This is a genomic window from Aequorivita nionensis (assembly GCF_046352995.1).
Classification (GTDB): domain Bacteria; phylum Bacteroidota; class Bacteroidia; order Flavobacteriales; family Flavobacteriaceae; genus Aequorivita; species Aequorivita nionensis.
This window is the reverse complement of sequence record NZ_CP130281.1, coordinates 2,119,995-2,138,378: the sequence shown is the minus strand read 5'-3', so window position 1 is coordinate 2,138,378 and position 18,384 is coordinate 2,119,995. Positions and strand designations below refer to the sequence as shown.

Sequence of the window (18,384 nt, the reverse complement as noted above, 5' to 3'; positions counted from 1 at the left end):
ACTACTTAAATCTTAATTCGTAAAGATATTTTTTTAAAAGCCAAATACTATTATTTCTTCTTTTTGCATTAGTTGAAGCTTCTCCTAAATGCATAAAATAATTGAAAGCTGTTGTTTGCTTAATTGTTACATCCTGAAAGCCATCATACTCATTTTGAATATCCTCACCCAGATAATTTGCATAGCCATTTAGAAAATCCTTAAAATCCTTATTAATACTTTTTTTATCTGTACGCGCCTTAACAGTCTTATAATTGCTTTCAGAATTTTGAAATGGATCACCATATCCTCCCTTGTACTTATCATTCTTCTGCGTGTCTAAAACAGAAGCGTCATAGGGAATACCAATCCAATTGTATATTTTTTGCACTTCAGCTGGGGTATCGCTAATAAGTTCTTCGTAAGAAAGATTATATACGTTCTTATTTTCCTTATTCGCCAGAGAAAACGAACGCAACTTTTGTGGGGCTTGCAGCAAATCTCTTCTAAAGATGTTTAATTCTTGAAAGGAAGTAAACCCCCACGTTTTTATCATAGATTTTGCAACATCAATGGGATTCCTATGCAATACAATAACTTTACTGCCTGGAAATAGGCTAGTTATTTCAGGCGAAATCTCCCAATAACGGGGTGTCTTATCAACTATAAATTGGTATCCATCAAACATGGGGCTGTACAGTTTCAATAAAAAATCGTGAAATGCTTCCCTAAATTTTAAATTGGGATACTTGCCTAAGTATTCTTTGAAGGCTCCAACCGCCAACGTATTATCAAATTTTGCCTGTACCAAGGAAGGCTTTATTTGGTTCGCAAAATTAAGCAGCATCCAGGACTCACTACACGTATTGACTTCAGCATTGTTAGACAGCAAGTTTTGCAGATAGGTGGAACCACTACGGGGCTGGGAAATGATGAATATGAGTTGTTCTTCTTTCAAACTATATTTTATCAATTAACCGTTTCAATCTTCTCTTAATTTTAAATATTAATGTATTGTTCGCTGTAACTTTCTTATCCTTAAAGTTTGATAAATATCTTTCAATACTACCATTGATTTTTTCCTGTTCTTTTGGACTAAAGTTAAGTATCAATTTTTTATGTTTTTCATTTATATAATTCAAACAACTTAAATGAATAGACTTTTCCTTATTCGAAAGCCCTTCGCCATGCAAGCGATATATGCTGAGTGCTTTCATTGAAAAAGCTGTATTTGCTTTTGTTGTTAATCTGATTCGATATTCGAAATCTTCATATATGTCTAGCTTTTCATCATATCCTCCAGTATCATTCAATAATTCTTTTGTAATCATTTCATAACGAAATAACGCATTTCGAGGAAAGTCCCTACATAGCACTTCCTTTAATATATTATTGTTTTGAGGTATTTTAGAAATATCCGAACACCAAACCCTTTTTATTGAATCTATTTGGTCTTCAGAAATATAGAAGTTTGTATAAACTAAATCAGCATTAGTTTGTTGAATTAGCTCGTATTGTGTTTTTAATTTATCTGGCAAGTAAACATCATCGCCATCTAACCAAGTAATTAAGTCGCCTTTAACGAGAGAAAGAGCAATATTTCTAGTTTTTGTAATCCCTTTATTTTCTTTATTAAAATATGAAATAATGTTTGGTTCTTTTATACAATATTCTTCAATTAAATCTTGTGAACCATCTGTAGAGGCATCATCAATAATTACTATTTCGTAAGGTTGAATAGTTTGAGCCAATACACTATCTATAGCTTCCTTTAGAAATTCTTTTTGATTATATGAAGTTATGTAAACGGAGATTTTCATTAGTCTAATACTCTTTTGGGAGGCTTATTAAAACGATAATTATCTCTGTAATCAACAAAGAAAACCCTTGCAATTACTTTTTCAATTAGGCTTGGTTCTTTAAGGAAACAATTGTTAGGATTCACATAGGTATTCTTTCTAAAAAGATATTTTAAAAATAACGCTTCTTTAAAACTTAAAATATTTGTCGTTTTTCTCTTTAAAGCATCTTGAGGATTAGCATTATATTGTTCCGAAGTATACCATATTTGGTTTTCCGTCATAGTCTTTTCACCTGGATGCTTAAAGTTGTTAAAACTTAAAAGTTTTTCGTCCCATGGTAAGCCTATAAATGAGCAAAGTTCTTTTGAATACTTTTCTAAATCACTTATTAATAACTCATACTTTATAGTAATAACGCTGTCGGGATGTTTTTTTTCAAGCCGTTGCATTAATCCATAAACATACTCCATATAAGCCGCCGCAATAAATACATTCGTCGTAAAATCTGGAGGAACAACTCCTGCTTTTTTTGCTCTTATAGCCACATTTTTCATCGAGTTAAATGTTGTTATAGGATTGCGGAGAACCATTATAAACTTAGCATCAGGAAATAACTCCAATAATTCTTCAAAGTACAGTATATTCCACGGTGTTTTTTCGCTTATGTAGGCTACTGATTCATTCAGGCTTAAAGGAGTAATTAATGAGTTTATCATGTTCCTTATAGCATCATCAATTTGTTCACTATTTGTATAAACTTCAATCCTACCTTGTTTGAGCGAATTCTGCAACTTAGTGCGCAAATCTATAATATTCGGGATTCTATCAAATTCTGGACCGCCATATACCAATGGATGTGTATCTAGAACATTCTGCACAAGTGTGGTACCTGAACGTGGAAGACCCGCAACAAATATCTTGTTAACCATTAGATTTTAACCATTTAATTACTTTCTGTACCGAACCAGTTTTTTGTTCTGTTTTACTTATCTCAGTTTCATTATTTAATTCTTTATTTAACAGTAACCAATGTTTCTTGATTATTGCATTATTTATAATTTCTGGCTTTTTATTTATTAAATGCTTATAAACTTTAAAAGCCTCATTGCAATTGTGCAAATAGTAGTCATTAAGGTTTTTATTCAACCAAACTTTGTCTTCACCTATATGAAAAGTAAGATGCTCTTTTTTAAAAAAAAACAAATTATCAGTAAAAGCTATCAAATTGGCCAAAAGTGTTATTCCAACCTTACTAACCCCAATAGCAACATTATTCAAACTCAATTGTTTATGTAGTTTTAATTTAAAAACAAAACAATCAAAACCAGGGTGAGCTTCACCGTAATCTGCGTAAGCATCAGCAAGTGTTTTAAGTGTATACTGTTTAGAAATAGTTCTACGATTAATTACAAAAGCATCGTGTCCGTCTTTTATCTTTTGGTTTATAAATGAATAAAAATGTGGTTGTACTGCAATATCTACATTGGTATAAACAATATAGTCTGCTTCAGTATTATAATCCACAGCACGGTCTAAAATATCTTGAAGTAAAGGGAGTTTTCTTTTTTTATCAAAAGTCCCAAAATCTAATACTGACCGATCAAGATCTTTCGTTTTGGTAAAAAATTCAGGAATTACACTATGGTCCTCTGGATATTGTGTGGTGATTAAACTAACTTCAATTTCACTAGCCGCAAATTGTTTTGCCCTTCGCATAGACTCAAATGTAACTGGCTGGGCTACAAATAGGTCTGAAGCTTCAGAAACATTAACTGGATTGATAATGTGGGTTAGTTTAATCATTTGAGTCAAAAAATTCCTAAGTATTTTTTAAATTTCAATACCTCTTCAGATTCTATAAACTTTGGAACTGTAGAGTCTATAACATAGGTACTGCCCTTTGGATGGTGTTGTTTGGCTTTCGTATAGTTCTCAAAATCTAAACTTCTTAGATTTCTTTTTAATAGATACTTCTTTTTTATAAAGAATAAGTTTTGATAGTTGTTCCCAACAAAAATATACTCCGCGTTTTCTTTAAAAAAGTTTAATATCTGAGCTTTATAATTGTCGTCATTAGCTTCTATGATGAAAAGTTTTACATTAAAAGATTTTAGGTCCAATCCCTTTAGCACTTCTAATTCAAAACCCTCTACGTCTATAGAAAGCACATCTATAGTTTCAATATTTAGCTTACCAAATAAAGAAGTTAATGTTGTTGCGGAAACTTTTATTTTTTCAGGCTCCGTATATTCCAATCCCCTATTTTCATAGCGTTTTTTTACGTCATCTGCATCATAGTTACAGCCAGAGAGCACTCCAATCTCTTCAGCGAAGAAGTCTATTTCTAGTATGTTTTCATCACCAACTACCGCATTATTAATATTTATGGAAGTAGGTCTATTCTTTTCAAGATACTTAAATATTGTGGGGTTTGGCTCAATACAAATCGACTTCCACCCTAATTGCTCAAAAGCAAAACTATTGCTTAAATGAAGACCATCAAAAGCTCCCACTTCTACCACAACTCCTGTAGTTGGTTTATCCAGTAATTGCCAAGCTATATAGTCATCAGCATGTTGGCTATTTGAAATAAATTTATTCATTATAATGAATTTGATTGTAAAATTGGAGTAAAGTCAATATTAGGATAAAATCTTGAAAAACTCTCAATCCTATCCATCTGCGAGCTAGTAAGTAGATTTTTACCTCTATCCATTACACCTTTATTTAATCTATTTTTGTCGATTGAAAGGTTTTTAACTCTATCAATACTATCTAGAATTTTTTCTTCATCAATCTGAAAATCCAAATACTCTAGAATAGCCTTAATTGTTTTTGATTGACTCTTATTGAAATCCTCATATCTTATAAACTTAATATCAATATCATTATTTTGATATGCTTTATTCCAACTCACATAAAAAAACACATACCAAGGGATTGCTAATTCTATTAAAAAATCAAATTGGTTTTTGTTTTCCCACTTATCAAAATCAGAAGGAACTTGAAAATGTGGCCATCTTAAAGTTTTTGAAATGTGGTCTCTTAATGAGATAATAGTATCAGGTAAGTTCCTAGTTAAAACTATGGGGCTTATAGAATTTTCTTTAAGCAATTCAATATTGGGTGTTGTTGCTAAGGTATGGTGCTTACTTATAATTTTGCTTCCTTTTAAAGACTCTAATTTTGGTAAATAAATATCTTGTTCTCTAAAATGCGAATACACGATATCAGCTATAGGAATTTTTAATAGATCACTTAAAACCAATGAAATAAAAGAAGAACCACTTTTTGGAAATGCCGTAATGAAAAAAAAATGACTCTCCGAAAGTTTAGAATTTTCTTTCTTCAGCCCTAAAGTTTTAATTAATTTATTTTTTATATTATCCATTGCATTAAATTTTGGAACTTTCATTTAAAAAAAGGTAAAAATTATACCCCTTCAGATTTAATTCAATTTTCAGTATTTTCAAAACTAGAGTTTAATAAAAAAGGCGGCCATGTTTCTCGTTCATAAACTATTTGAAATGACAGTGCATTGTTAATTCTCAATAAAGGTTCTTTTGTTCCCAATTTAGCAATTGTAAGATTTATAAAGTATGTTCCTTTTGATAATTGAACATTGCAATGTTTTATTGTGAGTTTTATCTTGCTATTTTCAATTCTTATATCCATTGCCTTTTTGTTTGGTTCAATAAGCGCAATTGGGCGTTGTTCCTTATCTGCGATTGTTATATGAAAACCTGGAACTTCTTCTAAACTATTAATTTCTAAGTCTATAAATAAAATTAAATCTTCCAGCCATTGTATTTGAGGAATTCCATTAACATCATTTTTTAAACTTAAAAGTTCTATTCTTTCAAGAGTGACAGACCCATCATTAAAAATTACGTTCTGTTCTATATTGGCAAAACGATTATAATATAAATCAATCGCCTTCCCCACATCATCTCCTTGGAAAACAGCTTCTCCCTTGTCCATCAAAATAATCTCATTGCAAATCCGCGAAACCATAGGCATAGCATGTGAAACAAAAACGATAGCAGTTTTGGGAAGAATGGTGTCTATCTGCTTAAAACATTTTAAAATAAAGCCTAGATCCCCTACCGCTAAAACCTCATCAATAATCAAGACATCGGGCTCCATCTGTGCCGCCACGGCAAAGCCCAGGCGCACCCTCATTCCGCTGCTGTAATTTTGTACGGGCATATCTATAAACTCGCGTATTTCAGCAAAGTCAATAATCTCCTCTACTTTTTGGTCTATCTCCTTTCGGGTAAAGCCAAGGATGGCACCGTTGTTATAGATGTTTTCCCTGCCACTTAAAATAGGATTAAAGCCTGCTCCCAGTTCTATTAGCGCCCCTACTCTACCTTTAATGGTCACCTTTCCGGCATCGGGGTTTATAAGGCCGTTCAATATTTTTAAAAGTGTAGATTTTCCGGCGCCGTTATGACCAATAAGCCCCAAACACTCGCCGCGGCGCAGCTCAAAACTAATATCCTTCACCGCCCAAAACTCCTTGGGGCGCAGTTCCCGATCATTGCGGTTGCCGCTCAAGCCAGAAGCCAGATCCTTCACTCCATACCACAGGCTGGTCTTAAGGTCTTTGCAGAACTTTTTGGAGAGGTTTTCGACTTTTACTAAAACTTGGTTGTCAGTTGTCGGTTGTCGGTTCTCGGTTGTCGGTTGTGGGTTGTCGGTTTTGGCTTGTGGCACGGTTTTTCGGTTGTCGGTTGTGGGTGGTGGGTGGTGGGTTGTCTGTTGTGGTTAAGTTTTCCAATTATTTTCAACGTATGAAATAAAAGAATAGATTTTCCCTCCTAACAGATCATATTTATCTATTAAATCATTAACGGGGACATCTACATATATATTTTGTATCATCTGTAATTGTGAAAGGCACTCTAATAGCGATGCATGTGAGTATATCAAAAATTTTACGAAATCTTGTTTGTATTTTCTCCTACCATATCCCTCTACAATGTTGTCCTTGACACTTTTTGAAGAGCGCCTTACTTGACTTCCCATCTCATAAAGCTCAAATTTAGGCAACAGCAATGACATTTTATGAACTTCAATGGCATAATCGAATGCTAAATTATAGATGTCTAAATCTTTATAACTTTTCACTTTAAGCTATTTACTTTTAACTGATAACTCACAACCGAGAACCCACAACTGATTACGCACTCATCCGCTCCACCAAAATAGGAATCGAGATTCTATAGAACAACAAAGCAATAAAAAACAAGGGGACACTGCAAGCGATTACTATTAAAAAATAGGTTAAATACATGGGCGGCATGCCTACGGCCAAGTCGCGAGCAGTTAGTATAATCGGGGTGAATGGATTCAGTTCCATCACGGTTTTCATAATTCCATTTTTGGGGATGGCATAGACCACTGGGGTAACGTACATTAAAAAACCCAGACCGAAGCTTATCAATCGTCCAATATCTTTATAAAGCATCCCTAAGGGAGTGACAAACAATCCAAGTGTTGTTCCAAACAAAACTCCTCCTAACATAGCAACGGGAAACAGCAATAGGCTCCAATGAAAACCTACGCCATAAAAGAAGATAAACACCACTAGTAACAATATTTTTATGGAGCTATTGAACAATAGTTTATACACCCCCGCAACTATCAAAGCCTCCTTGGGAAAATTGATTTTGGACAAAATAGACTTTGCTCCACTGGTACTGTTTATGGGCGAGTTTATGGCCTCTTTAACAATAGACCATAATAGTGTTCCTGAAAAGGCATATACCGGATAGGGAATGCCCGTGTCGGTAACCCGAATGGTTCCTGAGCTATTAAGAAAAATCCACACAAAAGCGGTTGTAAGCGGCGTTACAAAGGCCCAAATAATGCCGAGGTAACTTTGGCGATACTGTGCCTGTATATCTCTTTTAGCTAATTGAAAAGACAAAAAGCGCGAGCCAATAATGTCTGTCAAGCTCTCTTTCAGCATTTTGCCAATGCGGAAATTGTTTTCCTTTTGATAGACTTTGGTTTCCAGTTCCATGGTTTGGGGAGGCTTCTTTTTTATTGGGGGCTAAGATAGGAATTTTGGTTTGAAGATGTGTGAATTTGTGAATAGGTGAGTTTGTGAGTTTGTGAGTTTGTGAGTTTGTGAGTTTGTGAATTTGGGATTTGGGATTTGGGATTTGGGATTTGGGATTTGGTTGTTGGTTGAGTGGTTTTGTGAGTGTGTGAATTTGTGAGTTTGTGAGTTTGTGAATTTGTGAATTTGGGATTTGGGATTTGGGATTTGGGATTTGGGATTTGGTTGTTGGTTGAGTGGTTTTGTGAGTGTGTGAATTTGTGAGTTTGTGAGTTTGTGAATTTGTGAATTTGGGATTTGGGATTTGGGATTTGGTTGTTGGTTGAGTGGTTTTGTGAGTGTGTGAATTTGTGAGTTTGTGAGTTTGTGAATTTGGGATTTGGGATTTGGGATTTGGTTGTTGATTGAGTGATTTTGTGAGTTTGTGAGTTTGTGTGTTCGTGAATGTGGATTTAGCTATTCGCGTAACCCCTTCCGCCAGCTGGATTGATAATCTATGAGAAAATGAAAATTGTTGCCAGCTGCCACCTTCCCCTATAAGTCCCTTTAGTCCTTTAGATTTAAATTAATTACTAGGGGAAGGAGCACACGATTAGCCTATTTATGAAAGTACATTGTTGATTTGTTAATCGGCCTGCCAGTAGGTGGGTTCAGGGTTTGGAACCAAGAAAATGGACTGAAAGACAGCTCTCTGCCCCTTTGGGGCCAGGGGGACTGTGGGATTTGTTTTTGAGTCATGGAATATTTCGATTTCGATTTCGATTTTGTTCTCAACCCAACTCATAACTACTACCCTCTAATCTCTACTCACTGACCAATAACCCCTTCCGCCAGCTGGATTGAAGATGTAGCTGTTAATCAAATTATGTCCCAGCTGCCACCTTCCCCTATAAGTCCCTTTAGTCCTTTAGATTTAAATTAATTACAAGGGGAAGGAGCACACGATTAGCCTATTTATGAAAGTACATTGTTGATTTGTTAATCGGCCTGCCAGTAGGTGGGTTCAGGGTTTGGAACCAAGAAAATGGACTGAAAGACAGCTCTCTGCCCCTTTGGGGCCAGGGGGACTGTGGGATTTGTTTTTGAGTCATGGAATATTTCGATTTCGATTTCGATTTTGTTCTCAACCCAACTCATAACTACTACCCTCTAATCTCTACTCACTGACCAATAACCCCTTCCGCCAGCTGGATTGAAGATGTAGCTGTTAATCAAATTATGTCCCAGCTGCCACCTTCCCCTATAAGTCCCTTTAGTCCTTTAGATTTAAATTAATTACAAGGGGAAGGAGCACACGATTAGCCTATTTATGAAAGTACATTGTTGATTTGTTAATCGGCCTGCCAGTAGGTGGGTTCAGGGTTTGGAACCAAGAAAATGGACTGAAAGACAGCTCTCTGCCCCTTTGGGGCCAGGGGGACTGTGGGATTCGTTTTTGAGTCATGGAATATTTCAACCCAATAATTTTATTCCACGAGATAGGTAAATTCAATGTTACACGGTAAGCCAATACCAACATACGCTCTTCCATCTCCTGAGTTTCCACCATTTTCGAAATTAGAGGATACAAATAAATCAATTTCAAAACGGTATGTAAACGGCTGACCTGCAACTAAATCAACATACACAATTAGAGAGGAATCATGCCTAAATTGTTCAAAGTAAGTTCCACCAGCAATATCACGATTGTGTACAGAGTAAGCGTGGGTATATATTAAATATTGATCCGGCCCCAATGTTATTCTAAAATACCCTTCCTGTGTAGCCATAGAAGTAGCATATCCGGGTTCTGGCACAATTTTACCAGCTCCGAAATTAACATTTGCCTTAATTCTATAAGTTCCGGAATATTTTGGAGTAAAAGACGAACCAGATCCTAAACCTGTTATATCAACATATCCTCCACTATCAACTATTCTTTGTCCTAAACCTGATTGCTGTGCAATTTCTGAATCTTCTCTAATATATTGTGTTGTCCATTTACTTCCGTTCCATGCATAAAGTCCTGGATACACATCATTGGTACCCGTGGTGGTGGTATTTGTATTATAGACCACGGTTCCAGCTACTAAACTGCCACTGCCGTCTGGGTTTTGAACAGGAGCCTGTACCTGTGTAGAAGTTAATGCAAATCTAGGGTACACAATACCCGCAGCACTGTTTTGCATATCAACCAATCCTTGTGGTGTAGTGGTAGGTGTTCCAGTGCTAATGGACACTTGTGCTATACTTGGAATTGCAATTAAAGAGAAAATAGCAATGAATATATTTTTAAGTAGGGTAGTTTTTTTCATGATTTGGGTAATTTTAAAAGTAGGTTAAAAAAACACTAAATTTATTCTCCTATATAGGTAAACTCTATTTGACAATCAACTTCATTTCCAACATAGCCACGTCCTTCATCACCCGCTAAAAGTTCTCTTACCACTACATTGTCAACTGATGCGTAGTATGCTTGATTAGTAGTATTAATGTATTCAAAACGAAGGGTATAAACTGTGCCTGGGACAACGGCAATTGGAGCACTACTATAAGACGTATCTGTTGTTACACTTCCAGAGTTGTCTATAGTAACTAAATTGGCTCCCACTTGAGAAGTTCCATCATGGATATAAACCCTAAACGAGTCGTTTCTGCCATTTCTTTCTCTAAATAAATAATCAAAGCTTATATTAACTAAGCCTACTGATGGCTTAAAACTCATTAAAGCAGTAGCAGATTGTTTGCAACTGCCATTATTTGAACTGATATATAGATGGTGACCTGTGCAGGATGTACATGAATTGGAGGAGTTAGTTATCCACCCACGAGTAGGACAGTCATTATCATTAGTATAATTTTGATCTACCGTATAAGAACCGGAAGGATCAAAATCTTCATTAATCAAATCGACTAAAAAAGGGGTTGTAATAGAACCATTGCCAATAAACCCAGGCGCATCATAAGCATCGAAAGTCAATGAGAAAGGGTAGATGGTCCCTGCAGTAAGCGTAACGTAATTAGTTTCATAGGATTCTTTCCAAATACCTTCATAATACGTTCCAGACTCAGAGCCTATATAACTTGAAAAGGCGGAAAATGCAGTAGTATCAAAATTATAAGGAGTTCCACCAAATAAAAACCTAAACATACCCTTAGCTTGGCTTACAAAAATGCTACTATTCCTATAGGTTTTACCTCCAGCAAAGTTCGTTTTAACTTCAATTCTATAAAGTCCCGAATATTTTGCAGTAAATGTTTTGGCATCACTAATTCCCAATCCTGGCACATCTTGATAACCTCCTGCAAAATTTGCTTCCGTTCTAAGTACAGCGGTTTGATTGTGCAATTCAGATTGTCTTTTTTTATAGTGAACCACCCATTCAGTACCATTCCAAACGTAAATACCTGGATATATATCTGTAATAAGTCCATTGTTTGTGGTATTGGTATTATAAACCACAGTACCCGCTACAATAGAACCGCCCTGCGGATTGATTACCGTAGTGGCATCATCTGTACCTAACAAAGCAACATTTGGGTAAACCACACCTAAGGTTGTACTGTTAAAATCTATAACTCCTTTGGGATCGGTTGTATTAATACCAACCTGAGCAAAAGCAATATTCGATAAAAATACTATTGCAACTAAATTAAAACTATAAAATAAGGTAGTTTTTCTCATGATTTTTAGCGTTATTCAGTTAATTTCTAGTCCAGAAAAACAAATTCAACGGTACAGGGAATATCTCCACCTAACCACCCTCCTCCTGGATTAGGTACACCGCCAGAATTGCCACCAGAATTGCCATTATTATAAAATCCGTCTGCGACTGTTTGATCGAAACTTAAACTAAATATGTATGAAGTGTTTGCTACAAGCTCTTTATAAATTACCATAGTAGTTTGTTCCCAAATGTCATAATATTGAGTACCGCCTCCATGCCTACCAGACCAAGTATGCGCTGGGATTAATTTATCTACCCCATCAAATGTAAATTTGAAATTTCCTGTCATTACGGCAACATCAGTACCGAAACCTGAATCGTTAACGTAGCCTCCGCCCCAGTTCACACTTACTTCTATTTTGTAAGTTCCAGTATAAGCAGGTTTAAACGTACGACCTACTAGGTTTGGAATATCTTGATATGATCCTGTAGTATATGTTCTTAAAGAACTTCCTGTTTGTTTAAATATTTCTGCATTCTTTTTCGGAAATTCATTAATCCAATCTATACCATCCCACATATATATGCCAGGATAAACACTTTCACTGCCAAAATTTGTGGTTGATGTGTTATAAACTACGGTGCCAATGGCAGGATCACCTCCCTGCGGGTTTAATACGGGACTAGCTAAATCTGTTCTTGTGAGGGCAACTCTTGGCAAAACAAGACCGTATTTATTAGTGCCTGAATCATTATTTAAATCTAATACACCTTTGGGGGTTACCGTACCAATACCCACTTGGGCATTGCTTACCGAAACGGTAAAAAAAGTAACTACACAGAATATAAGTACTTTAGGAAAGTATTTTTGTACCATAGTTTGGGGCTTTGGGTTTGTACAATATGGGGCAATATTACATTTTTTATCGATATAATGCAAATTTTATCTTTATACAGGTTAATGTTTTAATAAAAAAACCCATATAATGTTAATATTTTAAATATTTGTCAGAAAAATCGCTGTTTTAATGTAGGAAATTCCTTTCGGATATAAGGGGTATTCGTTTTACTGAGAACCCAATTTAAGTATCACTCTTGAAGGCTATATTCCTAAAATATAAGCGACTAGGAATGAAAGTAAGACTAAAGTGAAATAATATAGCAAAATTGGTATGTTCAATTTGCGTGGCGTGAATTGTGAGGCGTAGAGGGTTGTGGCTTCTTGGAATTATGGAATTGTGGAATTGGCGAAGCGGATTTTGGTGTTTCGAATGCTCTTTAGCCAAATTCGACTATGTTCAGGGCGGGCTGCTCTGCATGACAGATTTAGGATTTGGCACTTCGTATTTCGTATTTCAACTGTCAAGCCGGGTGGATTTGAATGATGCACAACGGTTTCAAATTTGTTGTTGACTTTGTGGATAAGTGGATAAGTGAATAGGTGAATAGGTGAATAGGTGAGTGAGTGAGTGAGTGAGTGAGTGAGTGAGTGAGTGAGTGAGTGAGTAAGTGAGTAAGTGAGTAAGTGAGTAAGTGAGTAAGTGAGTAAGTGAGTAAGTGAGTAAGTGAGTAAGTGAGTAAGTGAGTAAGTGAGTAAGTGAGTAAAAAATATTTAATAAATAACCCTGCTAAGCTTTTGACTTGCAGGGTATGCTATATTAATCTAAAAACAAATCTTTTATTATCTTGGACACCAAGTTTATTGATTTTATTTACAAGTTGTATGGGCTGGTAAAGTTTTCAATAAACCAAATAGTTTAGTTATTATTCTTAACATTTTCATCATTTAAATTCAATTCACTTTGAGGTTTTTCTAATTTCACTTCACTTGAATTTTCGACATTTTTAAGCACCATCTCTTGCTTGTTTGACGCAAAATTTGGTCTATCGCGTTTTAAGCTCTTTTTTGGATTTTCAGCATCCAGTTCTAAATTTACTCTGGCGTCCATATCAAAAGCACTTTCAAATGGAAGAATTTCAATTCCCTCACCCAAGTTATCATCCGCAGGTTCAAACCACACCGGATTGACATAGCACATTACGTGGTTATCTCTAAGCTTTAGCTTATCTGTGCCATTAATATCAGTTTCATAACTTTGTTCTCCACTAACATACGGAAAACTCGTAAGCGCATAGCCTATAATGCGGCAAGATTCAGTGGCCTTCACTGCCCTTCCTCTATATGTTTTTGAAAGAGTTAGAGGATCGCCAGGTTTTATATTTCCGTTTTCAACGGTAACTAAAACTGGCACCTGCCCCAAAAGCCCTACATTAACATAATTAGGGTCCTCTCCTCTTGTGCCTCCTATATTGTCATTATTTCTTGTTCCCCCTATGGAAACGATACCTACGGTTTTTGCCACATCCCTTGGCCTCGCTCTTCTTACGCCACTCGCATTATTTGGATCCATGGCAACTATCTCACCCACTCCAAGTGTTCTGTCACTTGTTTTAAAATATTCTGAATAATCACCCGCACCACTTGAATTGATGTACCAATCCTCATCACCTACACTGAAATATATTCTAGCTGTTGAAGCATTTCGTTGCTGTAAAAATATGGATCCATTATACCATCTTGGTAATTGGGGGTTATTATTATTCGGTCCCAAATGTGCAGATATCACCGTTTCACCAGAAGCAACAAGTAAACCCGTATTAAAAGTGCCTCCATTCGCAGAAGCAATTATTCCAAAATTTTCATCCCATACACTATCATACCCAGCCAAAACTGCATAATTATTATTATTCCTTTGGGTATATAATCCTTCTGTTGCAGAATTCATAAATCCATAATTATTTGCACCAAAATTACTGTAAACTCCGAAATCAGGAGCACCTAAAACACCAAAACGATTACCATTAGTACCATTAAAATGCGAACCCATTACACCATAACCGTTTTCGGCAGCAGTACCAGCTATACCTGTTCCCGTAGCACCTGTGAAATAAGTTCCAGCGTTATTTCCAACACCTACAATTGCAGTACTGGAAGTTGTATTTGAATTCGTAGCCATAACGCCCAAGCCATCGCTCTGATTGGAACTTGCATAAATTGCCTGCGCGCCGCTTTCAGTTACAGTACTAAAAACTCCAAAATCGTTAGCCTCGCCAGTAATATTCAATTTTACATTACCATAATAACCTCCTATCCCAACATTGCCATTAGTTAAAATACCCATTCGTTCGGAATTATTTACTCTAAATGCCAAAGGTTGGTTATCTGTTGTGCCAATAAAGTTATTAGCCGCATTAGTTCCTGCATTCCCTAGAGTACTCCAATCAACGCTTTCCTTGCCAACGCGTACCCATTGTGAGCCATCATTATAATAATATCCGGGAGTAACATTATTTGGCGCTACACCAGCCGTTGCTGTATTGTAAACCACCATGCCTTCAACATTGGCTGTTAACGGCAAAAAACTAGAGGTTCCCGTTAAGTTCACCCGAGGTAAGAGTAAGCCTCCGGGAGTTGTGGACGCATCTATATCAAGCAAGGCATTAGGGTTTGGGTTTGTTGTTCCAATTCCAACCTGCGAAAAGCCATTAAAAGTTAAAAGGGACAAAAGGCAGCAAAAAAGTAAAGCCCACCTTTGAGGAGTGTATATGTTCTTCATGAAAAAAAGCTTAAAAAAATAAGGTTATTTTTATCTCAAAGGGGCATAACAATAATATAAAACCACTACAATAAATGCAAATTTTGTAGGGTTTACTTGGGGTTTTAAGAGGTATGCTGCGAAATACTCAAAATATCCGTCAAGATGATTTCAAATTTCGATAAGTGGAATTTTTGTGTAGGAGATTACTTATTTGTAAGTGGTTCTATTTTAAGGGTTTTGAAAATTTAACATTTCAATTTTATCAAAATGAGGTGAAATTCCGCTAGAAAGGGGTTTTTAGTTGTCGGTTGTGGGTTGTCGGTTCTCAGTTGTCGGTTGTCGGTTGTCTGTTGTGAAACCATTTTATATGTAACCAAGAACTGAGAACTGAATTAAAATTTCTTCCAAGTAATCTCCAATCCATCCTTTACCGAAAACAATGGATTATACCCTAAAAGGTTTTTTGCTTTGTCAATATTTGCTAGAGAATCACGTACATCGCCTTTGCGTGGTGGGCCGTAAAAGGCTTTTAAATTTTTATCTGAGATGGCTTGAAGATCGTTCCATAAGGTATTAAGACTTATTCTATCACCATAAGCCACGTTGAAAACCTCATTTACAGCTTCTTCCTTAGCAAAAAAGGCACGGATGTTTGCCTGCACGGCATTCTGTACAAAAGTAAAATCGCGGGTCTGTTCGCCATCGCCATTAATGGTTGGGGCCTTTTCATCTTTTAGTGCCTGCATAAAAAGTGGAATTACCGCAGCATATGCCCCAGTTGGGCTTTGGTTGGGGCCAAAAACGTTGAAATAACGCAGGCCAATGGTTTGGATACCGTAAGTTTTGTAAAAAACATCGGCATAAAGTTCGTTAACCAACTTGGTGACGGCATAGGGAGAAAGTGGTTTTCCGATGGTTCCTTCAACTTTCGGAAGGTTTTTACTATCGCCATAGGTTGAGCTGGATGCAGCATAGACCAAGCGTTTTAATGTTTTACTTTCCTTTTGTGCTACCAACATATTTAGAAAACCGCTAACGTTCACTTCATTGGAAGTTACTGGATCGTTGATGGAGCGCGGCACAGAACCCAAAGCTGCTTGATGTGAAACATAATCTATACCTTCCATTGCTTTTTTGCAGGTTTCCAAATTGCGGATATCGCCCTCCATAAATTCAAAGTTGGGATTGTCTTGAAAAGCGGCAAGGTTTTTCATAAATCCTGTTGATAAATTGTCCAGCACGCGAACTTTTTTGGCGTTGCTATGCAGTAAATATTCAACAAGGTTAGAACCGATGAAACCTGCGCCGCCGGTTATTAGGAAGGTGATTTTTGAAAGGTCTGTGGTGTGATATATTGGGTTGGTCATTTGGGTTGTGGGTTGTGGGTTGTGGGTTGTGGGTTGTGGGTTGTGGGTTGTGGGTTGTGGGTTGTGGGTTGTGGGTTGTGGGTTGTGGGTTGTGGGTTGTGGGTTGAATTTAAAAAACTAATTAATAATTTGCAATATATAATTTATAAACTCCAGCTTTTAAACCTTCCAATCTTTTTCTACATAATTGATAAATGAATGTAATTTGCCTCCCAGTAATTCATATTTAGTAATTAAATCTGAAACCGAAATTTCTGGATAAATAGTGTTCAACATTTCCAATTGCGATATACATTCTAATAAAGAAGCGTGGGCATAAACTAAAAACTTAATAAATCCTGTTTATAGCGGCGCCTTCCATAACCCTCAACAATATTATCTTTTATAGACTTTGATGATCGCCTTATTTGAGACCCTTGTTCATATTTTTCAAATGAAGGAAGCTGACCAGTCATTTTATGAACTTCAATAGCATATTCAAAAGCTAGATTATAAACATAGAGATCTTTATAACTTTTCATTTCTATATGTTTCTTATTTCAACAAAAAAACTGACAACCCACAACTGACAACTGATAACTGATAACTGATAATTACAAACATCCGTCAACCAAATTCTTTGGAAAAAAGGATTTCACATCAAAAACAACAGAAGGTGAGGCTTTGTATTTTTCCAGTTGAAAATTTGAAAACTCTTTGTGGCCCACTGCCAATATGATAGCTTCATAATTATTTTTCAGTTGGGATTCGTCACTTAACAATCGCAGTCCAAACTCATTGGAAACTTCGGCAACTTTTGCCCAAGGGTCATAAACATCTATATTGAGGTTGTATTTACGCAACTCACCTATAACGTCTATTACTTTACTATTGCGAATATCTGGGCAGTTTTCCTTGAAGGTAACCCCAAGAACAAGTACATGCCCTCCTTTTACCTTACATTCCTTTTGTATCATTAATTTAACTACCTCTTGGGCCACATAATTACCCATGCCGTCGTTCATTCTTCTCCCTGCCAATATAATCTCTGGGTTATAGCCTTCCTCTTGGGCTTTTTGGGCTAAATAATAAGGATCTACCCCTATGCAATGCCCGCCAACGAGGCCTGGACTAAACTTTAAAAAGTTCCATTTAGTGCCAGCAGCTTCCAAAACATCTTGTGTATCAATATCCAATAATCTGAAGATTTTGGAAAGTTCGTTAACAAAAGCAATGTTGATGTCGCGCTGCGAATTTTCAATAACTTTTGCTGCTTCAGCCACTTTTATGGAAGGTGCTAAATGCGTTCCGGCCGTTATGATAGATGCATAAAGTTCATCTATATATTTTGCTACTTCAGGCGTGGAGCCAGAAGTGACTTTTAAAATCTTGGTAACGGTATGCTGCTTATCGCCCGGATTGATTCGCTCTGGCGAATAGCCCGCGTAAAAGTTTTTATTGAAAGTTAGATTGGAATATTCTTCCAAAATAGGCACACAGATATCTTCGGTTACTCCCGGATAAACCGTGGATTCATATATAACCACGTCTCCTTCTTTCAAAAGTTTCCCAACTGTCTCACTTGCTTTTTGAAGTGGGATAAGCACAGGTTGATTGTATTTATTGGTTGGTGTTGGTACAGTTATAATAAATACAGTAGCACTTGCTATTTTTGATGCATCAGCGGTAACGGTGAGTCCTGAATTTTCGGTTTGCTGCAATGCTTTTGTAAGTTCTTCGGAAGAAAGTTCCAAAGTATTGTCAATTCCTTGTTGCAATTGTTGGATACGTTCTGAATTGATATCGAAGCCGATTACTTTATATTTTTCCGCGAAAGCGGCGGCAAGCGGCAAGCCCACGTAACCAAGGCCAATTATTGCGATTGTAGGGTTTTGTTTCATTTATAATGAATAATTTGGGGGTACTAAATATTTAAGTTTG

General features: G+C 36.3%; 15 protein-coding genes and 1 pseudogene. All 16 read right to left on the bottom strand.

Annotated elements, in window-relative coordinates:
• Position 1 precedes the first annotated feature (1 nt).
• The gene (locus tag Q2U82_RS09665) at positions 2-937 is read right to left on the bottom strand and encodes a sulfotransferase family protein (protein WP_410004672.1); all 936 of its coding nucleotides are present in this window, start codon (positions 935-937) and stop codon (positions 2-4) included.
• Position 938: 1 nt separating this feature from the next.
• Positions 939-1,799 carry a glycosyltransferase family 2 protein gene (locus tag Q2U82_RS09660; protein ID WP_410004671.1) on the bottom strand — a complete coding sequence of 287 codons (861 nt, stop codon included), beginning with the start codon at positions 1,797-1,799 and terminating at the stop codon, positions 939-941.
• Positions 1,799-2,710, bottom strand: coding sequence for a sulfotransferase family protein (locus Q2U82_RS09655; protein WP_410004670.1), 912 nt, complete (start codon positions 2,708-2,710; stop codon positions 1,799-1,801). Before Q2U82_RS09655 ends, Q2U82_RS09660 begins: the two co-directional genes overlap by 1 nt.
• Positions 2,703-3,584 (bottom strand): hypothetical protein, encoded by an 882-nt coding sequence (locus Q2U82_RS09650; RefSeq protein WP_410004669.1) that lies wholly within the window; start codon positions 3,582-3,584, stop codon positions 2,703-2,705. The genes Q2U82_RS09655 and Q2U82_RS09650 overlap by 8 nt, the downstream gene beginning before the upstream one ends.
• Positions 3,585-3,589: 5 nt before the next feature.
• Positions 3,590-4,384, bottom strand: coding sequence for an FkbM family methyltransferase (locus Q2U82_RS09645; RefSeq protein WP_410004668.1), 795 nt, complete (start codon positions 4,382-4,384; stop codon positions 3,590-3,592).
• Entirely contained in the window at positions 4,384-5,172 is a 789-nt protein-coding gene (locus tag Q2U82_RS09640; RefSeq protein ID WP_410004667.1) for a sulfotransferase domain-containing protein, read from the bottom strand. Before Q2U82_RS09640 ends, Q2U82_RS09645 begins: the two co-directional genes overlap by 1 nt.
• A 62-nt stretch (positions 5,173-5,234) precedes the next feature.
• The gene (locus Q2U82_RS09635; protein WP_410004666.1) at positions 5,235-6,500 is read right to left on the bottom strand and encodes a polysaccharide ABC transporter ATP-binding protein; all 1,266 of its coding nucleotides are present in this window, start codon (positions 6,498-6,500) and stop codon (positions 5,235-5,237) included.
• A 51-nt stretch (positions 6,501-6,551) separates the two neighbouring features.
• Positions 6,552-6,914, bottom strand: coding sequence for a four helix bundle protein (locus Q2U82_RS09630; protein ID WP_410004665.1), 363 nt, complete (start codon positions 6,912-6,914; stop codon positions 6,552-6,554).
• A 52-nt stretch (positions 6,915-6,966) separates the two neighbouring features.
• A complete protein-coding gene (locus Q2U82_RS09625; RefSeq protein WP_410004664.1) occupies positions 6,967-7,812 on the bottom strand; it encodes an ABC transporter permease in 846 nt (281 codons plus the stop codon).
• 1,505 nt (positions 7,813-9,317) lie between these two features.
• Positions 9,318-10,070 (bottom strand): hypothetical protein, encoded by a 753-nt coding sequence (locus Q2U82_RS09620; RefSeq protein WP_410004663.1) that lies wholly within the window; start codon positions 10,068-10,070, stop codon positions 9,318-9,320.
• 116 nt (positions 10,071-10,186) lie between these two features.
• Complete coding sequence (locus tag Q2U82_RS09615) at positions 10,187-11,515, bottom strand: hypothetical protein (protein ID WP_410004662.1); 1,329 nt, start codon at positions 11,513-11,515, stop codon at positions 10,187-10,189.
• Between the two features lie 26 nt (positions 11,516-11,541).
• Complete coding sequence (locus tag Q2U82_RS09610) at positions 11,542-12,375, bottom strand: hypothetical protein (RefSeq protein ID WP_410004661.1); 834 nt, start codon at positions 12,373-12,375, stop codon at positions 11,542-11,544.
• A gap of 880 nt (positions 12,376-13,255) precedes the next feature.
• Entirely contained in the window at positions 13,256-15,115 is a 1,860-nt protein-coding gene (locus tag Q2U82_RS09605; RefSeq protein WP_410004660.1) for a hypothetical protein, read from the bottom strand.
• A 374-nt stretch (positions 15,116-15,489) separates the two neighbouring features.
• On the bottom strand, positions 15,490-16,464 hold the full coding sequence (locus tag Q2U82_RS09600) for an SDR family oxidoreductase (protein ID WP_410004659.1): 975 nt from the start codon (positions 16,462-16,464) through the stop codon (positions 15,490-15,492).
• Positions 16,465-16,623: 159 nt separating this feature from the next.
• A pseudogene (locus Q2U82_RS09595) lies at positions 16,624-16,919 on the bottom strand (four helix bundle protein).
• Positions 16,920-17,057: 138 nt separating this feature from the next.
• Positions 17,058-18,344: a nucleotide sugar dehydrogenase gene (locus Q2U82_RS09590; RefSeq protein WP_410004658.1), complete on the bottom strand. Its 1,287-nt coding sequence runs from the start codon at positions 18,342-18,344 to the stop codon at positions 17,058-17,060.
• Positions 18,345-18,384: the final 40 nt, after the last annotated feature.